11 protein-coding genes are annotated in these 13,455 nt (G+C 61.5%); 8 read left to right on the top strand and 3 right to left on the bottom strand.

Going from position 1 to position 13,455, the window contains the following annotated elements:
- Positions 1 to 46: 46 nt before the first annotated feature.
- The 3 genes from choV to NKH21_RS05830 all read right to left on the bottom strand — a co-directional run bounded on the left by choV (position 47) and on the right by NKH21_RS05830 (position 3,133).
- Positions 47 to 1,228, bottom strand: coding sequence for a choline ABC transporter ATP-binding protein (choV, locus tag NKH21_RS05840; RefSeq protein WP_352863502.1), 1,182 nt, complete (start codon positions 1,226 to 1,228; stop codon positions 47 to 49).
- Complete coding sequence (gene choW, locus NKH21_RS05835) at positions 1,225 to 2,079, bottom strand: choline ABC transporter permease subunit (protein ID WP_352466809.1); 855 nt, start codon at positions 2,077 to 2,079, stop codon at positions 1,225 to 1,227. Before choW ends, choV begins: the two co-directional genes overlap by 4 nt.
- Positions 2,080 to 2,197: 118 nt before the next feature.
- Entirely contained in the window at positions 2,198 to 3,133 is a 936-nt protein-coding gene (locus NKH21_RS05830) for a choline ABC transporter substrate-binding protein (protein WP_352863500.1), read from the bottom strand.
- Positions 3,134 to 3,369: 236 nt separating this feature from the next.
- Between NKH21_RS05830 and NKH21_RS05825 the strand changes: the two genes are divergently transcribed.
- The 8 genes from NKH21_RS05825 (at position 3,370) to NKH21_RS05790 (ending at position 13,390) form a co-directional block, all read left to right on the top strand.
- The gene (locus NKH21_RS05825; RefSeq protein WP_352466807.1) at positions 3,370 to 3,981 is read left to right on the top strand and encodes a thymidine kinase; all 612 of its coding nucleotides are present in this window, start codon (positions 3,370 to 3,372) and stop codon (positions 3,979 to 3,981) included.
- A 136-nt stretch (positions 3,982 to 4,117) separates the two neighbouring features.
- Positions 4,118 to 4,507 carry a c-type cytochrome gene (locus NKH21_RS05820; protein WP_352863498.1) on the top strand — a complete coding sequence of 130 codons (390 nt, stop codon included), beginning with the start codon at positions 4,118 to 4,120 and terminating at the stop codon, positions 4,505 to 4,507.
- 203 nt (positions 4,508 to 4,710) lie between these two features.
- Positions 4,711 to 5,799, top strand: coding sequence for a hypothetical protein (locus NKH21_RS05815; RefSeq protein WP_352863496.1), 1,089 nt, complete (start codon positions 4,711 to 4,713; stop codon positions 5,797 to 5,799).
- A gap of 35 nt (positions 5,800 to 5,834) precedes the next feature.
- Entirely contained in the window at positions 5,835 to 6,980 is a 1,146-nt protein-coding gene (locus NKH21_RS05810) for a hypothetical protein (RefSeq protein WP_352863494.1), read from the top strand.
- 24 nt (positions 6,981 to 7,004) lie between these two features.
- Complete coding sequence (locus NKH21_RS05805; protein ID WP_352863492.1) at positions 7,005 to 8,915, top strand: AAA family ATPase; 1,911 nt, start codon at positions 7,005 to 7,007, stop codon at positions 8,913 to 8,915.
- Between the two features lie 42 nt (positions 8,916 to 8,957).
- Positions 8,958 to 10,262: a DUF6638 family protein gene (locus tag NKH21_RS05800; protein WP_352863490.1), complete on the top strand. Its 1,305-nt coding sequence runs from the start codon at positions 8,958 to 8,960 to the stop codon at positions 10,260 to 10,262.
- A gap of 15 nt (positions 10,263 to 10,277) precedes the next feature.
- Positions 10,278 to 11,402, top strand: coding sequence for a DUF2333 family protein (locus tag NKH21_RS05795; RefSeq protein ID WP_352488967.1), 1,125 nt, complete (start codon positions 10,278 to 10,280; stop codon positions 11,400 to 11,402).
- 308 nt (positions 11,403 to 11,710) lie between these two features.
- On the top strand, positions 11,711 to 13,390 hold the full coding sequence (locus NKH21_RS05790) for a formate--tetrahydrofolate ligase (RefSeq protein WP_292660714.1): 1,680 nt from the start codon (positions 11,711 to 11,713) through the stop codon (positions 13,388 to 13,390).
- Positions 13,391 to 13,455: the final 65 nt, after the last annotated feature.

Genomic DNA, 13,455 nt, shown 5'->3' with positions numbered 1-13,455 from the left:
GGGCTAAGCCGGCGTTTGATCTTGGTTCTCTCCCCAAGGAAAAAAGCTATCTTCGCAGCACCGCGCTCAGCACATCCCTGACGCCGATAGCGCCGACGAAGCGCGACTGGCCGTCGAACAGCGCCACCGGTGCGGTCTGCGAGCGATGCATGGCCAGCATCACGGTCTTCAGCGAGGTGCCGGGATTGGCCCAGAACACCTGCGCAGTCTCCTCCGGCTGGGCTTCGACATCGGCGCAGGACACCCATACCGCCGGCTTGCCGTCGCGCTCGGCCGCCGCCACCAGCCCATGCTCGTCGATCTTGAAGCGCGTCGTCTTGCGCCGGTCGAGCCACACCCAGCCGTTCTCGCCGTGCTCGAGGTCGCGGCGGTCGCGCATGACGTTCCACGCGGTCAACACCGAGAGCGGGTTCACATTGGCGATGAAGTCGCGGACATAGTCGTTGGCAGGCCGCAGCACGATGTCTTCCGGCGCACCGGTCTGCACTATGCGCCCGCCTTCCATGATGGTGATATGGGTGCCGATCTTCAGCGCCTCCTCGAGGTCGTGGCTGACGAAGATGATGGTCTTCTTCAGCTCGGCCTGGAGCTGCAGCAGCTCGTCCTGCAGCTTGGTCCGGATCAGCGGATCGAGCGCCGAGAACGGCTCGTCCATCAACAGGATCGGCGCCTCGGTGGCAAAGGCGCGCGCCAGGCCGACGCGCTGCTGCATGCCGCCGGAAAGCTCATGCGCGTATTTTTTCGACCACTGGTCGAGATGAACCAGCTTCAGCTGCCTGTTCACCCGCTCCTTGCGCTCGGCTTCGGGTACCCCGGCGAGCTCGAGGCCGAGGCCGACATTCTCCTCGACCGTGCGCCACGGCAGCAGGCCGAACTGCTGGAACACCATTGCCACCTGTTTCTGCCGCAGCCGCCGAAGCGTCGCCTCGTCGCAGGTGACGACGTCGACCGTACCATCGCCGTCCTTGACCAGCACCTGACCGCGCGAGACGACGTTCAGCCGGTTGACGGCTCTGAGCAGCGTCGATTTGCCGGAGCCGGAAAGCCCCATCAGCACCGAGATCTCGCCCTCGTTCACGGTGAGGCTGGCGCCGGCGCAGCCCAGTACGTTGCCGGTCTGTTCGAGGATCTCGGCTCGGGTGGCACCACTGTCGATCAGCGCCAGCGAGCCTGCCTGGTCGGCGCCGAAGACGATATCGACATTCCTGAAATCGACGGCGACGGTCATTTCTTGCCTCCCACGCCGATGCGCGTCATCCGGTCGAGCACGATGGCGAGCACGACGATCGCCAGCCCTGCCTCAAGCCCGAGGTCGATCCTGCGCGACCCGAGCGCCCGGTTGATTTCCGTACCGAGCCCGCCGGCGCCGATCAGGGCGGCGAACACCACCATCGACAGCGACAGCATGATCGACTGGGTCAGCCCGGCCATGATGGTCGGCAGCGCCGAAGGCAGCTCGACCTTCCACAGCAGCTGGCGCTTGGTGGCGCCGAACGCTTCGCCCGCCTCGACGATCGATTTCGGCACCGAGGTGACGCCTAGATGGGTGAGCCGAACCGAGGTCGGGATGACGAAGATGATGGTGACGATCAGGCCGGGTGCGTTGCCGAGGCCGAACAGGGTCAGCACCGGGATCAGGTAGACGAAGGTCGGCAGCGTCTGCATCAGGTCGAGCACCGGCAGCATGACGCGATACACCTTCGGCTTATGCGCGGCCCAGATGCCGAGCGGCACGCCGATGGCCATCGAGACGGCGGCAGCAGCGACCACCAGCACCAGCGTCTCCACCGTCTGCTTCCACAGGTTCTGGTTGAGGATGAACAGCAATCCGATGAATACCGCCAAAGCCAGGCCTTTCGAGCGCTGCAGGAAATAGGCGAGCAGAGCGATCAGGGCGATCAGCAGAACCGGCGGCAGCAACAGCAGCCCGTCGACGATGCCGTCGAGCAGGAAGTTGAGGCTGTTGGAAAAAGCCCTGAAGACGGTGTCGAAATTGTCAGTGAGAAAGCCGAAAAACGCCTTCCCCCATGCCCCAATGGGAATCTTGTAACTGACCAGGAATTTGGAGATCGGATCCATCTAGCCCCTCTTCTACCGGCGCCGTCCTTTGCCGGACGGTCATCTTGTCACAGGATATGAAAAAGGGCAGCCATTTCTACCGTGGCTGCCCCTTGTCTCGTCATGCCAGATGGTCGGGTCAGCTTCCGAGCGCCGTTTTCACCGCAGCCGCCGCATCGCCGCCGTCGAAGGTGGTGACGCCGGCGATCCAGGGAGCGACCGCGTCCGGGTGCTTCTTCAGCCAGTCGGTCGCGACCGTATTGGCGTCGCCGCCCTTCAGGATCGCGTCCATCATCTCGCCTTCCATGTCCAGGTTGAACTTCAGGTTGGCGATGAACTTGCCGGCATTGGGGCATTCGCTCATGTAGCCCTTGCGCACATTGGTATGCACGGTGGCAGCGCCAAAGCCGCTATCTCCCATCCCCTCGAGATAGGTGATCTTCATGGCGCCCATCACCGGATGCGGCGTCCAGCCGAGGAAGGCGATCCATTCATTGTTCTTCATGGACTGCTCGGCCTGGGTGAGCATGCCGGCCTCGGAAGATTCGACCAGTTCGAAGCCTTCAAGATTGGTCTTCGGATCCTTGATCATATCGAGGATGATGCGGTTGCCGTCATTGCCGGCCTCGATACCGTAGATCTTGCCGTCGAACTTGTCCTTGAACTTGCCGAGATCGGTCAGCGTCTTGACACCGGCATCGGCGACATAGGTCGGAACGACAATGCCGTAGCCGGCACCGCTGAGGTTTTCGCTGACGGTCTCGACCGAGCCTTCGGCGGTATAGTCCTTGATGTCGTTGGTCATCGACGGCATCCAGTTTCCAAGGAACACGTCGAGGTCTTTGTTCTTCAGGGATGCATAGGTCACCGGCACCGAAAGCTGGATCACCTGCGGCTCATAGCCGAGCGCCGTGAGCAGCACCGAGGCTATGCCGGTAGTCGCCTGGATGTCGGTCCAGCCGACATCGGACAGCCGCACCGTCTTGCAGCTTTCCGGATCGCCGGCGAAGGCCCCAGTCGTGGATAGAAAAGCCGCCAGGCCGAGGCCGGCGACGAATGAACTCATACGCGACATGAAAATTCTCCCATTTCAGTTCTCGGTGAAGCCAAGCGACGGTTTTATCTCCGCCTTGTCACGCCAGCCAAACATCATTCTGCTGCGGTTTCAAGCACTAAGGCAATCACGAACAACGGCGCAGGCTGGCCGATCAGCGACACGCCCGCCGCTTTCCGGATGGAAGTCGCCTTTTCCCGGTGGAATGTAGGCTCTCCCCCTCCCAGCTTTGTTGCAACTCGGCTTAAAAGGACGGCATGGCCAAGCTGTACTTCCACTATGCGACGATGAATGCCGGCAAGACGACGATGCTGTTGCAGGCCTCGTACAATTACCGCGAGCGCGGCATGACGACGATGCTGTTCATAGCCGGCCACTACCGCAAGGGCGATACCGGGCTGATCTCGTCGCGCATCGGCCTGGAGACGGAAGCCGAGATGTTCCGGGACGGCGACGATCTGTTTGCCCGGGTCGCCGAGCATCACGACCACGCCACGGTCCATTGCGTCTTCGTCGACGAGGCGCAATTCCTAGAAGAGGAGCAAGTCTGGCAACTCGCCCGCATCGCCGACCGGCTCAACATCCCTGTCATGTGCTACGGCCTGCGCACCGATTTCCAAGGCAAGCTGTTTTCCGGCTCGCGCGCCCTGCTGGCGATCGCCGACGACCTGCGCGAGGTGCGCACCATCTGCCGTTGCGGCCGCAAGGCGACGATGGTGGTGCGCCTCGGCGCCGACGGCAAGGTGGCGAAACAGGGCGAACAGGTGGCGATCGGCAAGGATGTCTATGTCTCGCTCTGCCGCCGCCATTGGGAAGAGGAAATGGGCCGCGCCGTGCCCGACGATTTCATCGGCTTCACCAAAACCTGACCAGCGCTATTTGTTTCATCCGGCCTTGACTTGGCGCACGCCGAACAGCTTGAAACAGCAATCGTTTCCGCCATCATGCGGCGTTGCCAAGCGTGCCGCCTATTTTGATCCGCGGCCAGAGCCGTCGGGAGTTCCCATGCTTCGAGCCATTTCGTCTGCTGCTGGTTTCCTCCTTGTCGGCGCTCTTGCCGCGCATGCCGACGGCGATGCCGCTCTCGGCAAGAAAGTCTTCAACAGATGCATGGCCTGTCATGAGGCAACGAGCGACCGCGACAAGGTCGGCCCGCATCTGCTGGGTGTCGTCGGCCGCACCGCTGGGACCGCGGACAGTTACCTCAGCCGCTACTCGCAGGGGATGAAGGACGCGGGCGCTGCCGGCCTGGTCTGGGACGAAGCAAACCTTGCCGAATACCTGCGCGCGCCGCGGCAGAAGGTCCCCGGCAACAAAATGGCCTTCTCCGGCCTGACCAGCGACGACGACATCGCCAACGTCATCGCCTACCTCAAAGCCGATCCCAAGCCCTGAGCGTCGCTCCCGAGCACGGTTGAAGCGGTGTCTGACCGGACGGCAGTTACACCGTAATCATTGCCTGACTATCCTGCGGTCGGCCTCCTGAAATTCTTTTGTTTTCCTGTAATCCCATGTCTTCCGTCTTTCATTCGCCAAACCCGGCACATATATTCGCGGCGGTTTGCGAAACGAAACCGATGCCGAAGCGGGAGGCCCCAATGGCGACATTGCAGAATTTCGATGCCGAGATTGCCAAGACCAAGCAGGTCGTGGAGGACATGCGCACCAAGATCGAGCAGTCCGGTAGCGTGCTCGAAACGCTCGCCACCGCCGACAAGAAGATCGGGGACGCCAATTTCGACATCGAGAATGCCCGCATCGAGGATGTGCTGAAGCAGCAGAAGGTGATGGAAGGCAATATCGCCGACCTGATCATCGGCCTCGAGGACGCCACCAACGTCTTCGGCGCCGAATTCGAGAGCATGAAGAACTACACCGGTTGGGAAAATTTCGTCGGTGTCTTCTCCAGCCAGCGCAAGCAGCGCCTGCGCACCGACCGCGTCCGCAACATGTCGCTGGCCGGCAATTTGCAGGAGCTGCTGGCGAAATCCGACACGATCGTCGGCATCCTCAAGGCGCAGAAGCAGGTTCTCGACACCCGCTACAAGACCTCCGAGGCCAGCCTGTCGCAGGTGATCGAGCGCCGCAAGACCACCATGTCCAATCTCGAGACCGTGCAGAAGCGCATCGAGGAACTCAACCCGATGCTGCTCGACATCGAGAACAAGATCGCCGCCTCGACCAGCCAGAAGGAGCGCACGCAGCTTGAAGGCGAACGCTCGAAACTGGCCACGGAATACAACGAGAAGCAGGCCAAGGAGCAGGAATTGCTGGCCGAAAGCCAGACGCTGGAGCGTTACACCTCGATGTTCCAGACCTTCGTCGATTCGCTCAACAACCAGATCGCGGCGCAATCGACGCTGATCAACAAGCTGACCATCGATACCGAGCAGCGCATCGTTCTGTACAAGGCGCTGGAAGATTCGCTGAAGACCGCCGCCCAGCAGGATGTCGCCCACAAGATCAACACGCTGGGCAGCCAGGTCGACAACACCGCCGAAGAGACCATGGCCGGCATCGGTGCCGCCTCGCAGAAGCACATCGGCGATCTGCTTGAAATGCATGAGAAGAACATGGTCGCCACCGCCGACATCCAGCGCCGCAAGAAGCTCGCCGACGATGCCTTCGCCCGGCGCTTCGACGATGTGATGAAGAAGCACAATTCGGCAAATTACGTGCAGTCGTGATTGCTGCACGTGCACTGCTCCCAAGGGCTGGCGCCATGACCCCCGAAAACGAAGCCGCGGCGCGCTATTTCTCGGCGATCGCGGCGGCACTTGGCGGCCTCGAAGTATTCATGCGCGACGATCGCTCGCCGCTCTACCGGCACGGCATCGTCGCCAAGGTCGTCGCCGAATATATTGCGCGGCTCGACAAGTCATTCTCGTGCTGGCGCAACCGGCTGGGCTTCACTGAGACGTTCCGCATCTCGCGCGCCGAAAGCGGTTTCCCGGTCTTCCAGAACCTGCTGGAGCTGGAAAACGACCGGCTCCAGGCCGATGCGCGCCTCGCCAATCTCCCGCTGGCCGACGAGCTACGCGAGGAAATGGCGGACTTCATCCTGCGCCACAAGGAATTCCCCGAAGCGCTGCAGAAGTCGATGGCCGAGCGGCTTTACCTCGAGGACGTCAAGAGCGAGACCACCTTCGGCCCGTTCACGCTGGCGCAGACGGTCAAGGTGTCGGTCAATCCGAAGACGTTGCGGCCCTATTATCTGGTCCACTGGGCCTGCTTCGACGGCAGCGCCAACCTGCCGCTTGTCTATATGGTGACGGTCGAGGATTCCTCGGACGATATGATCCGGCAGCTTGTCGACTCCAGTGGCAAACTTAATGAGAGGGTCGACATTCCGCTGCCGGTCGACGGCTTGCTCAATCCCGAGCTTGCCCACCGTTTCGACGATTTCACCGAGAAGAATTCTGCATACGCGCTGTCGCCGGCGACCATCGCGGTCAACCTCGACAAGGATTTCGAGCCGCTGCATCCCAAGCAGCTGCGTCGCGTCGTGCTCGGCCCGTTCTATTCTGCAGGGATTACCGACAACAATTCGACGGTGAGCGAAGTGCTGGCCAAGGTCCGCAAGCCGGAAAACGCCTGGCTGCTGACCTGGACCATCCAGGAGGTCTTTTCCAAGGCCGAAAAGCCAGGCCGCAAGGGGCTGTTTTCGAGCGAAAAGACGACGCAGGAATTCTTCATCAATACCGACGATCTCGAGGCCGCGCGGCAAGGCGTGTCGAGCTATGAGAACCATGCGCTGATCCCGCACGAGGCCTATCAGGCGCTCTATGCCGCCGGCGAGGCGCAGAAGATCTTTTGGGGCTACAAGGTCCACATCCTGTCCAAAGGGCAGGTCATCAGCGACGTCTGACCGTCAAATCGCGGAGCATCCTCCATGGACACCGGCCTGACCACCATTCCGGAAGCGGCAATTGAAAAGCACCGTGCCACTGCGCAAAGTTTCATCACCCGCATCGTCGTGCTGGAAGACCCATCGCGCGAGTCCGGCACCGCGCTTGCCGGCACCAACCGCCGCTTCGTCTCGACCGTCTCGGTCGGCTCGGTGCGCCGCACGCGCGAGGTCGAGCTCGCCAAAACCGTCGCCGCCGTTCATTCCGACGACCAGTTGCTGACCATCCCGCAGCACACGCTGTTGTTTCGCGCCCGGCGCGGGCTGGCGATAGCGCTGGCCATATCGGATGTCTTCGCCGAGGGCTCGGACCTCGAAAGCCTGCAGGCGAAAAATGTCCGCGCGCCGCTCGAAGGCGATGAAGCTGCCACCTTCAAGAAGCTGCTGTCGGCCTCTGCCTACATCTCCGCCTTCAGCCTTGCCTCCTATCTGTTCCAGCTGATCGACAGCGACGGCGAGGCGCCGAACGACACGCCCGAGCCGGACTTTCTGTTCGACACGCCACAGGATGCGGTGAAGTCGATCGTAGCCGGGCTCGACAGGTCGATAGCAGGTTCGAAGGACGATGCCGACCTGATGACCCGCGCCCGCGCCTTCGCCCGCGTCGCCATCGACGGGCTGTTGGCGCGAAAGGGCCGCTTCGACGGCATCGGCCCGTTCGAGAACGCTCATATCCGCATCGACGTCGACGATTTTACCCTTGACGGTTTCGACGTCGCGCCGGGCAAGCGGGCAAAGCCGCTGGTGATGACCTTCAAAAAACCGGAAGAGGTCGTCGGCAACCACATCGCCAAATACCAGTCGGTCAAGCTCGCCAAGATGCTGATGGCCTACGATTTCGAGCGCGAGCTAAACCCGTTCGTCGAGCTCGGCGGTTTCCTGTTCACTTTTATCGGCGACGGCGCGCCCGGCACCGGCAAGACGACGCTGATCCAGATGATCGCCGGCCTTCTCAATGGTTATTGCCAGGTCGCCGGCTATCCCTTCGCCTACGAGAATTTCGGCGTCGACCAGATCTCGTCCTATCAGGGTAAGTCGGGCCAGAACTGCCGCCAGTTCATAAACAACGTGCTGAACCCGCGCGTCATCGGCTTCGGCACCATCGACGATATCGACCAGGTCGCCGCACGCCGCTCAGACGACCGTGCCTCGGCCGGCCAGCAGGAAATCACCGGCGTGCTTATGGACGCGTTTGGAGGTGCGGCGACCGTGGTGCGCGGCAACTGTTCCTTCGGCATGTTCTCCAATTATCCCGAGAACGTCGACGACGCGCTGCGCCAGCGCGCCGGCGCCCGCTGGCTGGTCGACGGCCCGCAGAGCCGCGACGACTATATCGATATCTTCGTCCTGCTCGCCGGCAAGAACCACAAGATCCCGCTCGGCGACCACAAGCTCTATGCGGCGCAAGAGATCCAGCGCGCCGTGATGGAAGCTTACGAGGAGCATGAGAAGCCGCAGGAAGATGGATTGATGAAGGTCTACGAGCGCTACATGAAGGAGAACGGCGCGCCAAAGACGATGGCCGACATCGGCACTTATCTGCACATGATCAAGGATGCCGAGCCGCGTTTTACCGGCCGCGCCATCAAGAACGTCACCGATGCCATCAAGATGCGCGCCATGGACATCGAATTGCCGGACGAGTGGTTCGAAAAGCCGGAAGCGTTCATGCACAAGGGCTACGACGACAAGAAAGCGATGATCGAGGAACTGCGCGGGCCATTCTCGATGGATATGGTCATGCAGGAGATCAACCGCTACGCGGATTCCGAATTCCGCTACTCCGACAAGTCCGACGATGCGGCGGTGACCAAGATGATCCGCGACACCCGCCTGCGGGAGCGTGCCGTCCGCGAGATCGAGGAGATGAAGAAGAAAGGGCTGTGGAATGCGTGAGGTGCTCCGACGCCCCCTTCTCCCCTTGTGGGAGAAGGAAGAATGAAACCCGCCAAGAAGCCCGATCTGCTACGCGACAACGAGCTGATCTACGGCCGGCTGCTGACGATCGACGAGCAGCACCTGATCCAGCGCTACAACAAGGCGATGGTCGCGTTCGGCTTGAAGCCGACCAAATTGAAAAGCTTCGAGATCGACCGCACCGGCTTTTCGCCGCAGGTTGCCGAGGAATGCAGCGACTACAGCTACCTCGATCCGAACGAGGTCAACCGCCGCTTCATCATCCTGACGCCGTCGCAGATCGACCTGCCGGTGGTGCACACGGCTTTTTCCAACACCTCGCTGCTGATGTACGAATTCATGTCCAAGAACCAGCGCGCCATCGATGCGCTGACGATCAAGGACGTCATCTACGGCGAGATCGAGGATTCGGTTCCCAAGGTCGACGACATCGAGGACCTGCTGTCGATCAACCAGGTCGAATTCAAGGTGCTGTCGGCGGAGGACGTGCTCGGCAAGGCCGCCGAACTCGGCAAGCTGGTCGACCGGCTGAAGCAGGAGCCGGATGCCTGGCGCGACAACGCCATGCTGGCCCACATGGTCGAGCTGGCGAAGATCTGCGGCGACATCCGCGAGAATGCGCTGGTGCCGGACCAGGTGATCTTCCGCCACAACGCCTATTGGACCAGCCATTTCGGCGGGCTCTATGTGTTTGTCGATCCCGACGTGACGACGGTGATCAGCGACCCGGCGGCGCCGGGCTTCCGCCGCTCGCGACCATGGCAGGTGAGTTACCTTTCGATCCACGACGCCGACAAGGTATTCAAGTTCCTCGCCTCGACCGGCCGCATCGAGCTGCCGCGCGCCTCATGGATCGAAACCTCCGGTTATCTCGAGCATCGCGCCGAAATGGTGGTGCGCGCGCTGATCCGCGACGCCGATCCCGACCGCAATCTGACCGACGTCGACAAGGTCTGGCTGCAGACCTGGATCCACGGCCATACCGATCTGATTACCAGGGACGGCAATTTTCCCTTCCTCAACGCCGCCAAGCGCGAGATCGCCCAGCTCGGCCATCTCAAGATCGAGGACGTGTTCCCGCAGCAGCGCTTCCTGGTCATCCGCGCCAAGCCGGACCATCCCGACGCCTGGCTGACCAACCAGCTGATCTCGGACTTCGTGCCGCAGGACTTCGTCTCGCGTTACGTCTTCAACAAGCCGGGCTTCTACAGGGATTATGAAGGCTTCAGCGACGCCTGGAGATCGCATGTTGTGGACGTTCTGAAAACCACATATCTGAAGGACAAGGTGGCGTTTCGCACACGCCTCTACGGCTTGACTGACTGAGGGGGTGATATCGCCATGCTTGATCCGATCGTGAGTTTCTTCACCCGGATTTTCCAGTGGATTGGCCGCGGCATCGGCTTGGTCGTCGGTGCGATCCTGTGGCCGTTCCTGTGGGCGGGGCGCTGGTACACGCAACGCGGCTGGATACTGAAGGCGGTGCTCGGCCTGGCTGTGCTCGTGCTGATCGGCCTCTATGTCAATTTCTTCTACGCCACCCAGTGGTGGAACAATTTCGACCCGAATTACGTCGACAAATACACGTTCGAAAAACGCAACAGCTCCGCCGGTGAACAGGTTTCCGCCGGCGCCGGCACCGACACGGCCAAGACCTGCGGAAATTCAGCCATTGCCCAGGTTGCGGCCGACCTGACCGACTTCAACGTCAACCAGAATGCCTGGGTGTCGTCGATGATCCTCTACAAGCTCGGCCTGTTCGGCATCGACTGGGACCACACGCCGTTCATGGACAACAAGGCTTCGTTCCAGCGCGGCATCAACCAGGCGGTGCGGCGCACGGCGACCGAGCTTGCCGATAATCTCGGCCGCGTCCGCACCACCTCGCAGATCGACGCCGACCTGCAGGACGCCCGCGGCAATCTGCAGTTTGATGAGGAAACCTGGTACTTCGGCTTGAACCCGTTCGGTCCCAAGACGCCGACGCCGAGCTACTATCGCGACGCAGTGCGCAAGCTGCGTTCCTTCAACGCCCGCCTCGCAGCCTGCCAGGCGACGTTCGATGCCCGCGCCGACAATCTCAAGCAGTATATCGACCGCATCTCGTCCGATATCGGTTCGACCTCGGCGATCCTCAAGGAGCGTGCCGAAAACCACAATAATGGCTGGTTCGACACCCGCGCCGACGACCGCTTCTGGTTCGCCTATGGCCAGCTCTATGCCTATTACGGGCTGATGAAAGGCGCACAGGCCGACTTCGAGGACGTCATCAAGGAAAAGCACCTGCAGAACCTGTGGGATACGATGGACGCGCAATTCGTCTCGGCGCTGCGCATCCAGCCCTTCATCATCGCCAATGGCCGCGAGGACGGCTGGCTGTTGCCGACACATCTGACGACGATGGGCTTTTACATACTCAGGGTGCGCTCGAACATGGTCGAGATCAGCAACGTGCTGACGCAGTAGCGGATCGTTCCGCACGGCCGGCGCTGGTGAATTTGCGCCGTTGCTTCTGTCGCTTTTCGCGTATTAGGCGGCTGTTTTGAGACGGCGGAACCGCGCCTGCTCTGGCTTCTATACGGCGCTGCAACCGGCGCAAAAAAAGAACCTGTAGCAGAGCGGCCGGCGGCAGAGGTATTTTCTTCGCAGGAAACATAGTTGCATGAAAGTTGACGCCGCGGCAGCGACAGGGGTAGAACATGCTCGCGCCTGCAATGCCGGGCTGTTCTTGCGACCACACTAGTCAAATCCGTCCAATCCAGAGGGAAGCCGTCATGGCCGAAGTGAAGTCCGACATCGAGATCGCGCGCGGCGCCAGGAAGAAGCAGATCCAGGAGATCGGCCAGAAGATCGGCATTCCGAGCGAACATCTTCTGCCCTACGGCCACGACAAGGCCAAGATCTCGGCCGAGTTCATCAAGTCGGTGAAGGGCAACAAGGACGGCAAGCTGATCCTCGTCACCGCCATCAACCCGACACCGGCCGGCGAAGGCAAGACGACGACGACGGTGGGCTTGGGCGATGGCCTCAACCGCATCGGCAAGAAGGCCATCGTCTGCATCCGCGAGGCTTCGCTCGGACCGAATTTCGGCGTCAAGGGCGGTGCCGCCGGCGGCGGCTACGCGCAGGTCGTGCCGATGGAGGACATGAACCTCCACTTCACCGGCGATTTCCATGCCATCACCACCGCGCATAACTTGCTGTCGGCGCTGATCGACAACCACATCTATTGGGGCAACGAGCTCGGCATCGACACCCGCCGTGTCGTCTGGCGCCGCGTCATGGACATGAACGACCGGTCGCTGCGCGAGATCATCTGTTCGCTCGGCGGCGTCGCCAACGGTTTCCCGCGCGAGGCCGGTTTCGACATCACAGTCGCCTCGGAAGTCATGGCCATCCTGTGCCTGTCGACCGACCTGAAGGACCTGGAAAAGCGCCTCGGCGACATCATCGTCGCCTATCGCCGTGACAAGTCGGCCGTCTATGCCCGCGACCTCAAGGCCGATGGCGCCATGGCCGTGCTCTTGAAGGACGCCATGCAGCCCAATCTCGTGCAGACGCTGGAGAACAACCCGGCCTTCGTGCATGGCGGCCCCTTCGCCAACATCGCGCATGGCTGTAACTCCGTCGTTGCCACCACGACGGCGCTGAAGCTTGCCGATTACGTCGTCACCGAAGCCGGTTTCGGCGCCGATCTCGGTGCCGAAAAGTTCTTCGACATCAAATGCCGCAAGGCCGGCCTTAGGCCGGCAGCGGCGGTCATCGTCGCCACGGTTCGCGCCATGAAGATGAATGGCGGCGTCAAGAAGGAGGACCTAGGCAAGGAGAACGTCGAGGCGGTCAAGAAGGGCTGCGCCAATCTCGGCCGCCATATCGAGAACATCCGCCAGTTCGGTGTGCCGGCCGTGGTCGCCATCAACCATTTCTACTCCGACACCGACGCAGAGATCCAGGCGATGAAGGACTATGTCGCCTCGATGGGCGAAGAGGCGATCCTGTGCAAGCACTGGGCTCAGGGATCGGCCGGCATCGAGGAACTGGCCAAAAGAGTCGTGGCGTTGGCCGAATCCGGCGCGTCGCAATTTGCCCCGCTGTATCCCGACGCCATGCCGCTGTTCGAGAAGATCAACACGATCGTCCAGCGCATCTATCGCGGTTCCGAAGCGATCGCCGACAAGTCGGTGCGCGACCAGCTCCACGCCTGGGAGCACGCCGGCTACGGTCATCTGCCGGTCTGCATGGCCAAGACGCAATATTCCTTCTCCACCGATCCGAATCTGCGCGGCGCGCCGACGGGCCACACCGTGCCGGTGCGCGAGGTCAGGCTGTCTGCCGGCGCCGGCTTCGTCGTCATCATCTGCGGCGAGGTGATGACCATGCCCGGCCTGCCCAAAGCGCCATCCTCGGAAAAGATCTTCCTGAACGAAATGGGCCAGATCGAAGGCCTGTTCTAGGGATAATCAAACGCTCGAACCGCAAAGGGTGCCGCAACGCTGCGGCGCCCTTTTTGGCGTCTTCG

This window comes from Mesorhizobium sp. M1329 (assembly GCF_040318035.1).
In the GTDB taxonomy this organism is placed as follows: domain Bacteria; phylum Pseudomonadota; class Alphaproteobacteria; order Rhizobiales; family Rhizobiaceae; genus Mesorhizobium.
The sequence above is the reverse complement of the archived record's forward strand: the minus strand, read 5'-3'. Positions and strand labels throughout refer to the sequence as shown.